At 53.3% G+C, this 16,888-nt stretch carries 12 protein-coding genes; 7 read left to right on the top strand and 5 right to left on the bottom strand.

Annotation, left to right across the window (positions count from 1 at the left end; genetic code table 11):
• Positions 1-3 precede the first annotated feature (3 nt).
• Complete coding sequence (locus TH63_RS10940; RefSeq protein ID WP_048920975.1) at positions 4-915, top strand: EamA family transporter; 912 nt, start codon at positions 4-6, stop codon at positions 913-915.
• Positions 916-1,108: 193 nt separating this feature from the next.
• On the opposite strand, the gene TH63_RS10935 is transcribed toward TH63_RS10940, so the two are convergent.
• Positions 1,109-1,900 (bottom strand): transporter, encoded by a 792-nt coding sequence (locus tag TH63_RS10935; protein ID WP_048920974.1) that lies wholly within the window; start codon positions 1,898-1,900, stop codon positions 1,109-1,111.
• 351 nt (positions 1,901-2,251) lie between these two features.
• On the opposite strand from TH63_RS10935, the gene TH63_RS10930 reads away from it, so the two are divergent.
• Positions 2,252-3,214 (top strand): WD40 repeat domain-containing protein, encoded by a 963-nt coding sequence (locus tag TH63_RS10930; protein ID WP_156180543.1) that lies wholly within the window; start codon positions 2,252-2,254, stop codon positions 3,212-3,214.
• Positions 3,215-3,307: 93 nt separating this feature from the next.
• Here TH63_RS10930 and TH63_RS10925 read toward each other — a convergent pair whose 3' ends face one another.
• The 4 genes from TH63_RS10925 to TH63_RS10905 form a co-directional block, all read right to left on the bottom strand.
• Positions 3,308-4,366 carry an NAD(P)-dependent alcohol dehydrogenase gene (locus tag TH63_RS10925; RefSeq protein WP_048920972.1) on the bottom strand — a complete coding sequence of 353 codons (1,059 nt, stop codon included), beginning with the start codon at positions 4,364-4,366 and terminating at the stop codon, positions 3,308-3,310.
• A gap of 197 nt (positions 4,367-4,563) precedes the next feature.
• Entirely contained in the window at positions 4,564-5,499 is a 936-nt protein-coding gene (locus TH63_RS10920) for a pyridoxal-phosphate dependent enzyme (protein WP_048922762.1), read from the bottom strand.
• A gap of 232 nt (positions 5,500-5,731) precedes the next feature.
• A complete protein-coding gene (locus TH63_RS10915; RefSeq protein ID WP_082161642.1) occupies positions 5,732-7,339 on the bottom strand; it encodes a catalase in 1,608 nt (535 codons plus the stop codon).
• 512 nt (positions 7,340-7,851) lie between these two features.
• A complete protein-coding gene (locus tag TH63_RS10905) occupies positions 7,852-9,111 on the bottom strand; it encodes an exonuclease SbcCD subunit D C-terminal domain-containing protein (protein ID WP_231583463.1) in 1,260 nt (419 codons plus the stop codon).
• A gap of 145 nt (positions 9,112-9,256) precedes the next feature.
• Between TH63_RS10905 and TH63_RS10900 the strand changes: the two genes are divergently transcribed.
• The 5 genes from TH63_RS10900 (at position 9,257) to TH63_RS10880 (ending at position 16,831) form a co-directional block, all read left to right on the top strand.
• A complete protein-coding gene (locus TH63_RS10900) occupies positions 9,257-9,886 on the top strand; it encodes a hypothetical protein (protein WP_048920970.1) in 630 nt (209 codons plus the stop codon).
• A 226-nt stretch (positions 9,887-10,112) separates the two neighbouring features.
• Positions 10,113-11,663, top strand: a complete 1,551-nt coding sequence (locus tag TH63_RS10895; protein ID WP_048920969.1) for an amino acid permease — start codon at positions 10,113-10,115, stop codon at positions 11,661-11,663.
• 204 nt (positions 11,664-11,867) lie between these two features.
• Positions 11,868-14,921 (top strand): amidohydrolase family protein, encoded by a 3,054-nt coding sequence (locus tag TH63_RS10890; protein ID WP_048920968.1) that lies wholly within the window; start codon positions 11,868-11,870, stop codon positions 14,919-14,921.
• 57 nt (positions 14,922-14,978) lie between these two features.
• Positions 14,979-16,277 carry an amidohydrolase family protein gene (locus TH63_RS10885; RefSeq protein WP_048920967.1) on the top strand — a complete coding sequence of 433 codons (1,299 nt, stop codon included), beginning with the start codon at positions 14,979-14,981 and terminating at the stop codon, positions 16,275-16,277.
• Between the two features lie 335 nt (positions 16,278-16,612).
• The gene (locus TH63_RS10880; protein ID WP_048920966.1) at positions 16,613-16,831 is read left to right on the top strand and encodes a PAS domain-containing protein; all 219 of its coding nucleotides are present in this window, start codon (positions 16,613-16,615) and stop codon (positions 16,829-16,831) included.
• The last annotated feature ends 57 nt before the right edge of the window (positions 16,832-16,888 follow it).

The following is a 16,888-nucleotide window of genomic DNA, read 5'->3' as shown; positions in this document are numbered from 1 at the left end:
TGTATGAATACTTCTGTTTCTTCCGGGGCTCCGGCTGCCGGTTGGCTTAAAATCGCGGCCTTTGCCGCGATTTACGTTATATGGGGTTCTACCTATCTGGCTATTGTCTTCGCCATTGAAACCCTGCCGCCTTTTTTAATGGCCGGGTTGCGGTTTTTGACTGCGGGCTTGCTGCTCTATGGCTGGGCGCGTTGGCGAGGAGCACCGGCCCCGTCCCTTTTCCACTGGCGCAATACCGCCATAATTGGGGGCGCCCTGCTGTTGATAGGCAACGGAACCGTGGTCTGGGCCGAGCAACGAGTAGCCTCCGGGGTGGCGGCTTTGTTGGTCACTACCGAGCCGCTTTGGGTAGTGGTGCTGCAATGGCTGGGTCCTGCGCGGCAACGGCCTTCTAAAGGCGTGGCCCTGGGCTTTCTCTTAGGTGTCATTGGCATGATGGTGCTGGTGAACCCCTGGAAACTGGAAGGCGGCGTAGACTTGCTGGGCAGTATGGCCATCTTTCTATCGGCGGGCGCCTGGGCCTGGGGCTCGTTGTTTGCCTCCAGGGCCACCTTGCCGTCTTCGCCTATTCTTACCACGGGCATGCAGATGCTTTGCGGCGGCGGCTTGTTACTGCTGGCAGGCACCCTGGCCGGCGAATGGCAGACCACGCACTGGGACCAGGTAAGCCAACGCTCCTGGCTGGCCCTTGGCTACCTTACCCTCTTTGGATCTCTGGTGGCGTTTTCCGCCTACAGTTGGCTCACCCGGGTGGCGCCGCCGGCCCAGGTGTCTACCTATGCCTATGTGAACCCTGTCATTGCGGTGCTGTTGGGCTGGGCCTTTGCCCATGAAGTGATTACCGGCCAAACCATTATCGCGGCGGTGCTGCTGGTACTGGCGGTAGTGTTGATCACGTTGAAAGCAAAGCCTTAATGCCTTTTAATGAAGAGCGAAGGAAGCTTTTCAATAGCTAACGTTTTGTAAGGTGCATTCTAGGTCAAAGTTGTTTTTCCATATAAAATCCTTTTCCGCTTCTTAAAACCCAAAAGCCGTTTTAGGCCTGTTTATGGTAAAACAGGCCTAAAACAGCTTTTCAAAGAAATGATCGCCTTTTTAAATGCTGACTTTACCGTGGTAACCGGACGCTCAAGCCTCCGCCCACAAAAAGATCGGGGGCCTGCGACGACACTCCTTTGCCCACTATAGCGTCTAGCTGAAGATTAGGCAACAACAGATACTGAAACCCGGTGTCCACCACATTCTTTACTGAACCGTCCTTTGGTTTCTCCCCGGCAAATTCCGCGAAGAGCGAAAGTTTCTCACTGAGCTTCCCGCCCAAGGAGGCAGAAAACAATACCTTGTTCTCCATTTCCCCGTCTTCGGGCTCCCGCCGGAAACCCGCGTTGTACTGGAGTTTCCACTTGTCTGAGAGGCTGTTGGTAAAGAGGAGTTTTAGTTCAGGGGCTACATTTTCAGGTTCAAAGGCGTCTTTGGCCAGGGGTAACTCCAGCATGGCCATCACCGATACCTCGGGCCGGGCGCCCTGGCTGCCAATGGCTTTCACCTTAGTACCTACCCGCACGGTGCTCAGGCCTTTGTCCTGGCGCAGAAGCGCTTCCCCTAACCGTGACTCTTCGGTGCGGTAAGTGGCTTCCAGGCGGAACTCGGCGGCCTTGAAAATGCCGGTCCTGAACAAGGCCTGCGGATACAACCATTGCCGGTCTTCCAAACCCTCTTGTTTGTTTCTCATGAACTGGAACCCGGTCTCCAGCTGGAAATAGCCCCTGGGTACCAGGCTGGAGGCATCGGTGCGGTCGGCGCGGTCTGTTTCAAATTCAGGATCTGTGGAACTGGTTTCCTGAGCCAGCGCGGCCAACGGAAGGAAACCTATGTACAGGAGGAGTATCGTTTTTTTCATAGTGTTTTTAAATGCTGGTATGGGTACGGCGAGTTAGGCCACAGGTTAGCCAAAGACCCGACTTAAAGGTAAATACAGCAGGTAACCAACCCAAAAACCGTATTTTTCCAGGGGGTAGCCATTGTTCTTTTACCGCCGACAGGTACTAATAGGAAGGGCCGCGTGTAGGGTTTACCCTTTTTGCCTGACTAAATAGGCACGGCCCAGCGCTAAATAAAATAAGGTGAAGGGCTTGCACCTAGCTTTGGCAGTTCCAGCAGTGACATTATGTTAATAATCATTTGTAAGTATTGCGGGAATTAAAATTATATCTGAACTTTGTATAGTTAAAAAAATTATATAATCGGTCATATGGGACAGGCTAGAGGCGTTATTCTGCTGATATTCTTTGCTTTATATTCTGGGCTTTGCTTTAGCCAGTCAAAACTGAAGACTACCGCTTTACTTAAGCATCGGGAAGACCTCATCTTCCAGGGGGCGAATTTCTCTCCCGACGGGAGCAGATTGATCTCTGTAGACAACACGGGATCTCTGTACCTCTGGGACGTAAACAAAACGTACCCCGTTAGTTTTAAATCTTTGCACAAAGGCAGTGCCCAAGCCTGTGCCTACTCTAAGGACGGTAGGTACATTATCACGGGTGGCATGGATAAAACCATAGTCATTACCAAGGTGATGGGGTTGAGCCCTTATAAAACCATTACCGGGTTACCCAGTTCAGTGAAAGAAGTGGCCATGGCCGGGAACCGCTTGGTGGCTCTGCTCATGAACAATGAGATCAGGATCTATAACACAGACACCTGGGAGTTTATCAGTAAGCCCAAGTACGCGGCCCGCGAGTCAAGAATTCTGTTTAATAACAAGGGAGACCGCTTCTATGTGTGGTTTGCCAGCCGTATTTATGAACTGTCTGCCAAAGACGGCGAGCCGATCAACATGTTCAACACCAACTACGCCACGCCTACAGATCTGGCCATCAGTGCCGATGATAAACTGTTGGCGGTAGGGTTTGGCCAGGCAGAGGAAATTGTCCGGATTTACAGCCTGCCAGACATGAAGGTGGTGAAATCCATTGCCCGGAACGGCGCCGGCGACAAAGCCACTGGAATGGCGTTTTTCCATAACAGCAACAAACTGCTGTACCAGTCTTCGGCGGGCATCGCCAACTTTAAGGTTTTAGATTTGGATAACGGCACTGAAACCTCAGTGGCAAAAGGTGACGCGGCGGCCCGGGCCTCTATCTCCAAAGATGACAAGAACGTGGTGCTCGCGCCTAAATTCGCCAAGGCCATTCAATTGATGTCTTTTATGTAAAAGGCGTTTAAAGGGCGTTTTTATGAAAACAGCCCCAAAACAGAAGAGCCAGCCCTTATACGGGGCTGGCTCTTTTGCTTTATGATAGATGGATTAAGCGCTGGTGTCTTCCAAGGTAGCCATATCAATCACGAACCGGTATTTCACGTCGCCGGCCAGCATGCGGTCATAGGCGGTGTTAATTTGGGCAATGTTGATGATCTCAATGTCTGAAAGAATTCTGTGGTGCGCGCAGAAGTCCAGCATCTCCTGGGTTTCGGCTATGCCGCCAATCAGGGAGCCCGCAATGCGGCGGCGCTTGAAGATCAGGGAACCAGGGTGCAGGGCCAGCGCTTCCGGCGGAACGCCCAACAGAATCATGGTGCCGTCTAGTTTCAGCAGGTTCACGTATTCGTCCAGGTTCATTTTGGCAGATACGGTGTTAAGGATAAAGTCAAAAGAGTTGCGGGCGGCCTTGAAGGCCTCCGGGTCTTTGGTCACCACAAAGTTGTGGGCCCCTAAAGCTCTGGCATCGGCTTCTTTGTTGGCCGAGGTGCTGAGTACGGTCACATCGGCGCCCATGGCGGCGGCAATTTTCACGGCCATGTGGCCAAGTCCGCCCAGACCTACTACGGCTACCCGGTGGCCCTGGCCAATGTTCCACTGGCGTAGCGGCGAATAAGTGGTAATTCCGGCGCACAGCAACGGCGCCACGCGGGCCAGGTCCTGGTCTTCCCGAATCTTCAGGACGAAGTCTTCATTGACCACAATCTGGTTGGAGTATCCGCCAAAAGTAGGGGAGTCCATGCCGGCCTCTGGGCTATTGTAAGTGCCAATGTTTCCGTTCTCACAATATTGCTCCAGGCCTTCCTGGCAGCTGGGGCACGTACGGCAGGAGTTGACCATACAGCCTACCCCGGCCAAGTCGTCTTTCTTGAACCGGGAGACGTGGTCGCCTACGCGGACCACACGGCCCACAATCTCATGGCCGGGCACCACCGGGTACATCACCCCGGGCCATTCGCCTTTGGCGGTATGTAAATCTGAATGGCACACGCCACAGAACTGAATCTCAATCATGACATCATGCGGCCCTACCTCACGTCTTTCAAAATTGAAAGGTGCCAGAGGCGAATTAGGGTCAAAAGCGGCATATCCTTTAGTAGCAATCATAGTTTTCTCTTAAATGGTAATAACATCTTGTAAGAAGGATACGGGAAGAACGGGCTGGAGATGTGTGGTAGAGGCAAAGACATGCTTCCCTGTAGGATACCTATTGCTGCTCCAGCGCTATTCCCAGGCATTTCTTCCCCACCTGAGAAACCGACGATCCCCTTTTTTGTTTTGCCCCTGTTTTACAGAAAACGGCTCTAAAATGGGAGGTGCTGCACGTCCACATTACCGCCGGAAAGGATAATCCCTATTTTCTGGCCGGCGTATGCGTCTTTTTCCCGCAACAGGGCCGCCAGGGCCACCGCGCTGGAAGGCTCAATAATAATTTTCATCCTTTCCCAGACCAGCTTCATGGCGGCGATAATCTCCGCTTCCTCTACCCTGATTATTTTCTCCACGTGCTCCTTTATAATAGGGAAGTTGATATCGCCTAGCTGAGTTCTCAGGCCATCGGCTATGGTTTGGGTAGTTTCATTAGACTCTATCTGGCCACTTTGCAGGGACCGGTAGGCATCATCTGCCCCAAAGGGTTCTCCCCCAATCACCTGGCAATTCTGGCCTATAAAGTGCGCCGCCAAAGCTGTTCCGGCAATTAGGCCGCCGCCGCCTACGGGTGAGAAGATATAGTGCAGGTCAGGTTGGTCTTCCAGGAGCTCCAGCGCGGCGGTTCCCTGTCCCAGAATGACGTTAAGGTCATTAGACGGGTGAATGAAGAAAGCGCCGGTCTCACGTTCCATCTGGGCAGCCACCTCTTCACGCGCTATGGGGGTAGAGGCGCACTCAATTATCTGGCCGCCGTAGCCTTTCACGGCTTCTTTCTTGACCTGCGGCGCGTTCTCAGGCATGACAATATAGGCTTTCACGCCCACGCTCTGCGCCGCTAGCGCCAGGGCCTGCGCAAAATTGCCCGAGGAATGGGTCACCACCCCTTTGCTTTTCTGCTCCTCAGACAGCTGCAGCACCGCGTACATGGCGCCCCGCATCTTAAAGGCCCCCATGCGTTGGAAGTTCTCACATTTAAAGTACAGGTTGGCGCCCGCTATTTCATTCAATAGCCTGGAGGTAAGGACCGGGGTGCGGTGAATGTAAGGGGCAATTCTGGTGTGGGTCTGGAGCAGGTCTTCTTTTTGCATGGTGTTGGCTAAATTGGCTACCTGCAAAGGAAGTAAAAATGCCAAAATCCCAGGCGAAGTGAATTGAAAATAAGTAGGGGCAATCCCAAGTGGTTGCCCTAACACGGGAGCAACCGTAAATGACCACCACCAGGGATAGCCCCTACTTACCATAGAGGACCTAATCACAAAGGCAGTTAATAAAAAAGCCACCTCCAGAGAGGTGGCTTTTCATCATGAGTCTTACAACTCCTTAGTAAGGCTTGGCCGAATGGGAGGTCTTGATGGCTTCCTGCACCCCGGCTTCGGGGGAGGTCGCGCCAATAGGGCCTTTGTCTTCCCGGGCTTTGGATGTCTTGGCCAGGCCTTCGGCCACTCTGCGGCCGTAGTCCTTGTCTGCCAGCGTGAAGTGCTCAATCATTTTGTCCTGGATCACTTTATCGGCGGTAGCCAGGGTGTTCACCAGATTGTTGATCAGTTCATCGCGCTCCCAGTCCTCAAAGTTGCGGTAGGTGTCACCGGCCTGCTTGAAGTCATTGGTGCGGTCAATCTTCTGGCGGACCAGGTTGGCCTCATAGCGCGGCGTATAGTCTTTGCCGGCTTTAGGCGCCTCTTTGAGCCCGCCCAAAGAAGAAGGCTCATAGTTGATGTGCGGGTTTTGGCCCTTGCCGAAGTCAGTGACGTAAGACATCTGGCCGCCTCTCTGGTTGGTTGCCACCTGGTTTTGGGGGGCGTTGATGGGCAGTTGCAGGTAGTTGGGCCCTACGCGGTAGCGCTGGGTATCTGAGTAGGAGAAGGTACGGCCCTGCAGCATTTTGTCATCAGAGAAGTCAAGGCCGTCTACCAATACCCCCGTCCCGAAGGCCACTTGCTCTACTTCATTGAAGTAATCTATAGGGTTTTGATTGAGGGTCATCTTGCCTACGGGCAGGAACGGGAACTGGTCCATGGGCCACAGCTTGGTGTCATCCAGCGGGTCAAAGTCCAGTTCGGGGTGCTCGTCATCGCTCATGATCTGGACGCACAGCTCCCATTCGGGGAAGTTGCCGTCTTTGATGGCCTCGTATAGGTCCTGGGTGGCGTGGTTGAAGTTCTTGGCCTGAATGCTTTCGGCCTCGGCCTGGGTCAAGTTTCTAATGCCCTGCAGCGGTTCCCAGTGGTATTTCACCAGCACGGCCTCACCGTCTGCGTTCACCCATTTATAGGTATTCACGCCCGATCCCTGCATTTGCCGGTAGTTGGCCGGAATGCCCCAGGGCGAGAACAGGAACGTGGCCATGTGGGTAGACTCTGGGGTGTTGGCAATGAAATCAAAAATTCGCTCGCCGCTTTGGATGTTGGTGACTGGGTCTGGTTTCTGGGAGTGGATCAGGTCCGGAAACTTCATGGCATCCCTGATGAAGAAAATCTTCAGGTTGTTGCCCACCAGGTCCCAGTTGCCGTCTTCGGTATAGAACTTCACCGCAAAGCCGCGGGGGTCGCGCAGAGTCTCGGGAGAGTGGCCGCCGTGGCCTACGGTAGAGAAACGCACAAACACCGGGGTCTGCTTGCCTTTTTCCTGGAACAGCTTCGCGCGGGTGTATTTGGCAATGGGTTCATTCCCCACTTTCCCGTAGGCCTCAAACACGCCGTGCGCCCCGGCTCCTCTGGCATGCACCACCCGTTCCGGAATACGCTCACGGTCAAAGTGGCTGATCTTCTCAATGAAGTGGTAGTTCTCCATGGTAGCCGGACCCCGGTTGCCTATGGTTCTGATGTTCTGGTTGTCCGTTACCGGATGCCCCTGACGGGTAGTCAGATTAGATGCCGCGCCTTTTCCCTGACCATTGTGGCCTGGTTTTTCTTGATTGTCGTTCACCATACATGCTTTGGTTTAGAGGATGAATGAAAGTGTTCCAGATACTAGTAAAACTTCACGGGAATAGGAGAGGGGTAAATAAAGGAAAAGTGATACCCAATTCTACCTTACATCTTATACTCAAAGGTGCTTTCTTGGTTGCTATAGATCAAATTGATAATATCTATTTGCTTATAGAGAGAGGTAATAACCTGGAAGGTGGATTTTGTTCAGGGTCAATAAGGAAAACAAGTGAGGTTTAGAGTGGGTAATTTAGGAAAGGCCTGATTCCTTCAGAAAAGGTCACGTAAGAAACTCGCCCTTCCTGCGTGTTTTCTACAGCAAACAGAATAAAGCAAGGGTATTTTGTTTGTTGGTGAGAACAATAAAAAAGCCGAGAAGCATACAAGTACAGGCCTTTTCCTGTTTTGGGGCCGTTTTATTAAAAACAGCCCCAAAACAGGAAAAGGCGAATGAAGCGGCTGATCCCTAGTAGAACGGCCTTAAGAAGCTGGTGAAATCTGGGGGAGGGCTGGCTACTGCCTGGCCACGGCTTCTTCCTTGAACAGAAGTGCGTCTTCCTGCTGTGGCATCAGTTCCAGCAGTTCGTCAAAGGTGGAAAGCAGGTCTTGGTACAAGTCATCGGTTAAGGCTTCTTCGCATTTCTTCAGGAACACGTCCTTGGGCTTGAGGTCCGCGAGGTCCTGTTCCGGGGTCACCTGCTGGTCCAGGCTCTGGGTGTCTATTGTGCGCAGCGGCCGGTGGATAAGCAGTTGCAAATTTGGTTGAAGCGCGAAGGCCTCGTGCAGGCGCTGGGTGTGGTCGTGCAGGTTGTGCTCGTATTGTAGCTGTACCTCGGCCCAGGCCGGGAACGCCATTTCGCCGTTGTCATAGGCAATCACCTTGGTGAAGACCTGGTCAATGGTACCTTTAAACCGGACCAGCTTGCGCCAGCACGGCACCGGCACCTCCTGTATGTTCACTAATTGGCCTTCGGCGAAGTCCAGCACTACAATCTGCTTCTGGTCTGTGATCTCAGAGAAGCTTAACGGAATAGGGGAGCCGCTGTACCGGATGTGTTCTAATTTATGTACCACCTGCGGACGGTGCAGGTGACCCAGGGCCACATAGTCAAACTCTGCCGGGAACTGGTCGCCGCAGATCTGGCCCAGGTTGCCCACGTGGATTTCCTTCTCGCTGTCTGAGGCGCTTCCGCCGCCTGCGAATAAATGCCCGGTGGCCAGCACAGGCACCCCCTGCTGCTTGAATTCCTGGATGAGCGGCACCAGCTGGGTGTAATGGTCGCAAATGCCTTGCTTAAGGCGTGCCTCGCGCTCTTCGCCGGTCTCGCCGGGCACCGAGAGACGCACGTCTTTGTCGCGCAGGAAAGGAACGGCGCAGACCACCGCCTTGGGTTGTTCCTGCTCATCGGTGAGCACGATCACCTGGTCCTGCGGGTTGGCCGGGGCGCCGCCCACCACGTGCACGTTAAAGTGCCTGAGCAACTCCGCGGGAGCGTTGAGGGTAGACACCGAGTCATGGTTACCGCCTATAATAATCAGATCGCGGCAGCAGGTTTCCTTTACCTCGCGCAGGAAATCATAGTACAGCTTAAGGGCGGTGTTGGAGGGGAAACCGGTGTCAAAGACATCGCCGGCGATGAGGAGCAGATCAATCTTATGGTCGCAGATGGTTTGGCGCAGCCAGGTGAGGAAGGCGCGGTGCTCCTCGGTGCGCTCAAAGTTGGCCAAACGTTGCCCTAAATGCCAGTCTGCTGTGTGTAGTACCCGTATCATGCCCTTCTTGCTACTCTTTCTAGAAAACTCTCAGGTGACGAAGATACGAAACGGAATGGTTTCATTGCCCTGGCCGGGAGATCAAATTATTTAAGCTTGTTTTAAGGGATTTTGAGTAGCTTGGCCCTAAAACTGCCCCTTTTCCATGCGTCTTTTAAGAATAATTGCCCTGTTGTTTGGCAGTTTCTTGCTCGTACTCCTTTCCTTACCGGGCCAGGCCCAGGAGATAGAGGAAAAGAATAAGAATTACCTACTGGTGGGGGCTGGGGTTGCGTCTTTGCAGGAGTTAGCTACAAGGCTGGGTAACAGCTTTACCTTATTTTTTCCGGTAAGCAGGAGGGTGGAGCGGGCGGTGGGGCCCTTACAGGTAGGCTATCTCCGGGAGGTAGACCCCAAGTGGAAGGTAGGCGCCATCTCCTCTTATACCTACCTCAAATCCATTTCTTTTCATCACACTGACGAGCAGGGAGAGGCGGTTAAAACAAGGAGTGGGGAGGAAAGGTTGAAAGTATACACCCTCATGCCAACAGTGGAACACACTTGGGCAAGGTCTGAAATCGTGCAGCTTTATTCGGGCGTTTCCCTGGGGCTTTTGGTAACCAAAGTAGAGGAAAGGTCCTATGCAGAAAACACGACCCGGCACCGGTCAAAAGCAGCTTACTTGGGGCACCTTAACTTGTTGGGCCTGAGAGTTGGCAAGCAAGTTGGGGTCTATTTAGAAGGTGGGTTTGGTGTGCATGGCCTCGTCTCAGGAGGCATGTACGGCACTTGGTAAAAAAACTTCCGCTCCCTTAATAAATAAGAAAGGAGCAAGCCGTTTTAAGCCCGATTTCCGGAAAACAGCCTTAAAACGGGCTAGGGCGCAAAAGGGAAATCCCACATGAATTTCCTGCTTATATAATATTTACCGCATAACATATACCGAAAAGTACTTATATTAGCCCCTTCAAGCCTTTTACAAACGAACTACAAACAAACTATTCCCTAACTTTTACGCATTTATGGCAAACCAACTTTTCGCTAGGAAGTCAATTGACAAGCTTAGCGCAGACGCCTTTAGTGAGGGGGCGCACAACCTGAAACGAACCTTAGGGCCGGTCAACCTGGTAGCCCTGGGGGTAGGGGCCATCATTGGTACCGGTATTTTCGTGCTCACGGGTAGTGCGGCCGCTCAGTACACGGGCCCAGCAATTGTGTTGGCTTTTATTCTGGCCGGTCTAGGCTGCGCGTTCGCGGGTCTTTGCTACGCCGAGTTCGCTTCTATGATTCCCATTGCCGGTTCTGCTTACACCTACGGGTACGCCACCCTGGGTGAATTTGTGGCCTGGATCATTGGCTGGGACTTAATTCTGGAATACCTTTTTGGGGCTGCTACCGTGGCCGTGGGTTGGTCTGGGTACGTGGTTTCTTTCCTGCGCGACCTGGGTGTGAACGTGCCACCGGAGTGGAGCAACGCCTCTGGCGTGGAATTGGTACAGTTGCCCGGCACCAGCTCTTGGGTGCGCGTAACCGAGCAATTAGGCGCTTCATTGGCGACTGATGGAATTGACATCACAACTTTGCCACATGCTACCGGTGTTTTCAATTTAGTGGCCGCCATTGCTATCGCCTTGGTAACCATTCTGTTGGTGCGCGGTATGAGCGAGTCAGCTAAATTCAACAACATCGCCGTTATCATTAAAGTAGGGGTGGTGATTCTCTTTATTCTGGCCGGTGCTAACTATTTGTTTGGCCACCAGGAAGAAGCTGCCGCCAACTGGACTCCTTTCCTGCCTGAGAACAAAGGCGGTTTTGGCGAGTACGGCTGGAGCGGGGTAATCAGAGCTGCTGGGGTAATCTTCTTTGCCTACATCGGGTTTGACGCCGTTTCTACCACTGCCCAAGAAGCCAAAAATCCGCAGAAAGACATGCCTATCGGTATCCTGGGTTCTTTGGTGATCTGTACTATCCTGTATATTCTGGTATCTGGAATCTTGACCGCCATGGTGCACTACAGCCAACTGAACGTAGCTGAACCGATTGCCGTGGGTATTGAGAAAACCGGTTACACCTTCCTGCGTGACCTGATCAAGATTGGCGCTATTGCCGGTCTTTCTTCTGTAATGCTGGTGATGTTGATGTCTCAGCCGCGTATTTTCTACACCATGGCCAATGACGGTCTGCTGCCTCCTGTCTTCGGTCGTCTGCACCCTAAATTCAGAACCCCGCACGTGAGTACTATCTTAACCGGTGTTATTTGTGCGTTGGTAGCAGGTGCTTTCTCTGTAGATGAGTTGGGTCACTTGGTGTCTATTGGTACCTTGCTGGCATTTGTGATTGTGTGCGCCGGGGTTTGGTATCTGCGCGTGAAAGAGCCAGACCGTCCGCGTCCGTTCAAAACGCCGTTGGTGCCGTTGGTGCCCATCCTAGGTATTCTGGTATGTCTGGGTATGATGGCGGGCCTTCCCGCTGAGACCTGGTACCGGTTACTGGGCTGGATGGCCATTGGTATCGTGATCTACTTCGCCTATGGCAAGAAACACAGCGTGATCAGGAAAGAAAACAACCTGTAAGCGCTTTAAATACAGACACTTCACGGAAAGCCCGCTCTCAACAGAGCGGGTTTTTTGTTTTCTGGAATTGGGCGTTTTAGGCCTGTTTTCAGGAAAACGGGCTTAAAACGTAGATTCCACACTTGATGTTTTTATAAAGGAGAGGAATTTTGTACTTTTCAAGTCAAATCCATTCCTACAAACAACAACCACTTTTATACGCACATGAAAAAAGTAATCCTCTCCGTGTTGGCCGTGGCGGCGTTGTCGCTGCAGAGCCGGGCGCAGGAGACGTACCCGCGTAATGGGGTCTATGATGAACGGTCCGGTCTGCGGGCCTTCACCAACGCCACCATTTTCGTGGACTACCAAACCAAACTAGAGAACGCCACGCTGGTCATCAAAGACGGCAAGGTAGTGGCCGTAGGCACCAAGGTTTCTGTACCCAAGGGCGCCATGGTCACCGACCTGAAAGGCAAGACCGTTTACCCGGGCTTTGTGGATCCCTTCACCAGCTACGGGGTTCCCGCCCCGCCGGCCCGGGCCTTCAGCTTCAGCAGCGTGCCTCAGCCAGACACTAAGAAAGAGGGCGCCTTCAACTGGAACCAGGCCATCCGGCCCGAAACCCACGCGGTGGAGCTGTTCAAGGTAGACGCCAAGGCCGCCGAGGAATTGCGCAAACTGGGTTACGGCGCGGTGTTGTCCGTGCACCAGGACGGCATAGCCCGCGGTACGGCTTCTTTGGTGACGCTGGCCAGCAAACGCGAGAACCAGGTGATTTTAATGGATAGGGCCGCTGCCGGCCTGTCCCTGGACAAAGGTTCTTCTACCCAGGAATACCCTAACTCCTTAATGGGCTCCATTGCCTTGCTGCGCCAAACCTACCTGGATGCCAAGTGGAACACCCAGAACCCAGACAAAGAGCAGAACATCTCCCTGAAAGCCTTCACTGAAGCCAACCGCCTGCCGCAGATCTTTGAGGTAAGCAACAAGCTGAACGCTGTGCGCGCCGATAAAGTAGGGGATGAGTTTGGCCACCAGTACATTTTCAAAGGTCAGGGCGATGAGTACCAGATGCTTCCCCAGATCAAGGAAACCAAAGCTGCTTATATCCTGAACGTGAACTTCCCGGACCCTTATAGCGTGGAAGACCCCTATGAGGCCCGCCGCATTGGCATTGAGGACATGAAGCACTGGGAAATGGCGCCCGCCAACCCCGCCATGCTGGCGAAAGAAGGTGTGACCATTGCCTTTACCACCGCAGACCTTAAAGACAAAAGCAAGTTCCTGCCCAACCTGCGCAAGGCTACCCTGTACGGGTTGCCAGAGCAGGAGGCCCTTAAAGCCCTTACCTATACCCCGGCCAAACTATTGAAAGCCGAGAAATACGTGGGCAGCCTGCGCGAAGGAATGCAGGCGAACTTTTTAGTGGCGTCTGGTAACCTGTTTGACCCAACCACCATCCTGCTGGAAAACTGGGTACAGGGCCAGGGTTTCAAAACCAGCGAGACGCCCGCCGATTTCCGGGGAGTGTATTCTCTTAAAGTGGGTTCCCAACCTGAGCGCCGCATGCTTATTAGTGGCACCCCGGAGAAACCAGAACTGAAGGTTGTGACCACCGATACCATTAAAGGCACCCTTTCTTTCACCGGCGAAATGCTCACCATGATGTTTGCCCCTACCAAATCTGGCAAGGAAAGCATCAGGTTGAGTGGCTGGTACACCGGCAAAGGATTCCAGGGCGAGGCGCAGTTGCCTGATGCCCAGAGTGTAAAATGGACCGCCGTGCTTTCTCAGGCCGCCACCCAGCAGGCCAGACGTGACTCTGCCCGTTCCCGCTCCAATGAGGCGCTGAACCTGGGCAAGGTTTCCTATCCGTTCGCTGCCTTTGGCCGGACGGAGTTACCGAAGGGAGAGACCGTGCTCATCAAAAACGCCACCGTCTGGACCAATGAGAAAGAAGGCAAACTGGAGAACGCAGATGTATTGCTCAAAAACGGAAAAATCGCCCAGGTTGGCAAAAACCTGTCGGCCGACGGGGCCAGGGTAATTGACGGAACCGGCAAACACGTGACCCCGGGTATCATTGACGAGCACTCGCACATTGCCCTGGACGGCGTGAACGAAGGCAGCCAGGCGGTGACCGCCGAGGTGCGCATGTCTGACGTGGTGAACCATGAGCAGGTGAACATCTACCGCCAACTGGCCGGTGGCGTGACTACCTCCCAGTTGCTGCATGGCTCCGCTAACCCAATTGGCGGACAATCTGCCATTATCAAGCTTCGCTGGGGACAGGCCCCGGAGAAGCTGATGCTGGAGGGCGCTGACCAATACATTAAATTCGCCTTAGGCGAGAACGTGAAGCAGTCTAACCGCTCACCGCAGTACAACGTGCGCTTCCCGCAGACCCGTATGGGCGTGGAGCAGGTGATGGTAGATGCGTTCCAGCGTGCCAAGGAATACGAGAAATCCTGGACCTCCTACAACAAGCTTTCCAAATCTGCCCAGAAAAAGACCGCCGCCCCGCGCCGCGACCTGGAACTGGATGCCCTGGTGGAAATCCTGAACGACAAGCGCTTTATCACCTGCCACTCCTATGTGCAGTCTGAAATCAACATGCTCATGAAAGTGGCCGACCAGATGGGCTTCAGGGTGAACACCTTTACCCACATTCTGGAGGGCTATAAAGTAGCGGATAAGATGAAGGAGCGTAAAATTGGCGCGTCTACCTTCTCTGACTGGTGGGCTTACAAAGTGGAGGTGAAAGACGCTATCCCGTACAACGCCGCTATTATGCACAACGTGGGCGTGACTACGGCCATTAACTCAGATGACGCTGAAATGGCCCGCCGCTTGAACCAGGAAGCTGCCAAAACCATTAAATATGGCGGCGTGTCTGAAGAAGACGCGCTTAAAATGGTGACCCTGAACCCTGCCAAATTGCTGCACTTAGACAACCGCATTGGTAGCCTGAAGGCTGGGAAAGACGCAGACGTGGTGATCTGGAATGAGCATCCGCTGTCTATCTATGCCCGCCCTGAGAAAACCTTTGTAGACGGCATCCCTTACTTTGACCTGGAGCAGGACAAGCAGTTGCAACTGGAGCAGGAGAAGGAGCGTTTGCGCCTCATCAACAAGATGATGGCTGCCAAGGCCCGCGGGGAGAAAACCCAGGCGGCACCGGTTTCGCGCCGTGGCGCCCAGGTGCTGCACTGTGAGGACGTGGAGAACGGAGCCCAGGAGCAGTTACAGGAATCTGAGTATCATCATCAAAAATAAGGAGACCGCGCTATGATAACGTTAAAGAAAACAGCGGTAACCTTTACTGCAACCAACATGCAAAAGCGATTGACGCTGGCAGCAGCCTTGCTGCTGGGTACTTCTGTGGCCTGGGCCCAGGTACCGGTGCCGGCCAACAAGCAAACCAACCCAACGGTACTCACCGGCGGTACCCTGCACGTAGGGAACGGCCAGGTGGTAGAAGGCGCCGCCGTGGCGTTCAGTGGGGGAAAGATCACCTACGCCGGTCCGGCCGCGGGGTTCAAGCCAGAAGGCGCCACCTATGAGACGGTGAACGTAGCCGGGAAGCACATTTACCCGGGTATGATTCTGCCTAACAGCCAGATTGGCCTTACGGAGATTGGATCTGTGCGGGCTACGCTGGACCAGCAGGAGGTGGGGTTGTTCAACCCGAACGTACGGTCCGTGGTGGCGTACAACACAGATTCAGACATCACGCCAACGCTTCGGTCCAATGGGGTACTCATGGCCCAGATCACGCCCGTGGGCGGAATGATCTCCGGCTCCTCTTCGGTGGTGCAGCTGGATGCCTGGAACTGGGAAGATGCCCTGGTGAAAGCCGATGGCGGGGTGCACCTGCGCTGGCCCGCCATGGTAGCGCCTTCTTCAGACAATTCGCCGCAGGTAGCCCAGCGCCGCCAGGCCCGCCAAACCGGTCTCCAGGAAATGGAGTCTCTGCTGGCTGAGGCCAAGGAGTACAAAAACCAGAAGAAAGACCGCGAAAATCTGAAGCTGGCGTCCCTGACCGGTTTGTTTGACGGTTCCAAGAAACTGTTCATCCACGCCGATTACGGCAAGGAGATAGTGGAAGCGGTGCGGTTCGCGCAGAAAGCCGGGGTGAAGGAAATGGTGATTGTGGGCGGCGGTGATGCCCTCCTGGTAGCTGATTTCCTAAAAGAGAACAACATCCCTGTGATCTACTCCGGCGTGCACGCCTTACCGGCCCGTGCGGGTGATGACGTGTACCTGCCCTACAAGATGCCGGGTCTGCTCCAGCAAGCCGGGCTCCTGTTCTGCCTGGACTATGACGCCAGCCTGCATGGCTCCCGTAACCTGCCGTTCATCGCTGGTACGGCGGTGGCCTTTGGCTTACCTAAGGAGCTGGCTTTGTCTTCGGTGACCTTGAACGCTGCCAAAATTCTGGGGGTAGACAAGCAGGTAGGTTCTGTGGAGGTAGGCAAAGACGCCAGCATTGTGGTCTCTGAGGGAGACATTCTGGACATGCGCACCAACAAGATAAGCCACGCGTTTATCCAGGGCCGCAAACTCAACCTCACAGACAAGCAGCAGTACCTGTACCAGAAATTCAACAACAAATACGAACAGGGCAAATAACCCCGGTCGGTTTATAAAACAGAAATGCCCCTCAGGTGAGGGGCATTTCTGTTTTAGGGCCGTTTTCTATAAAACGGCCCTAAAACAGAATAAGGGAATAGCGTTAGTCCCCAGATCAAGTAGCACAAATGGAGTGGTGGTCACGCCAACAGATAGCATAATAATCAGGATCTTTTAGATGATAAACCTAAACGCCGGCAATACCAGAAGCTATTAGGTATTATTAGGGGCAAGAGCTTGATTTATAATTTATTACTAGGTTGGTGAATAGTAAAATTCCTATTATTTAACCTATTTTTGTATCCCCTAAAACAACAGGATACGTGATTTAATAAATGAAAGAAGCAAAAAGCGACAAAAGGGAGGAAAAGGAAGCATTAGCGCCGGAGTTCAATCTTGAAATCCTGGAAGCTTTAGTGGAGTACAGTTCCCAGCCTATGCTGCTGTCTGAAGAAAACGGACGGATCTTGCTGGTGAACCAAGCTTTTTGTGACCTTTTAGGCCAGACCAAAGAGCATTTAATTATAGTGGGCAGGGGGGGGGTGTATAGATAAAACAGATGAGCGCTGGACTGCCTCTCTGCTAGACAGGCAAAAAAATGGCTACTTTAA

The organism is Rufibacter radiotolerans (assembly GCF_001078055.1).
Lineage (GTDB): Bacteria > Bacteroidota > Bacteroidia > Cytophagales > Hymenobacteraceae > Nibribacter > Nibribacter radiotolerans.
Note: the sequence above shows the minus strand (reverse complement) of the source record. Positions and strands in the feature narration are given on the sequence as shown.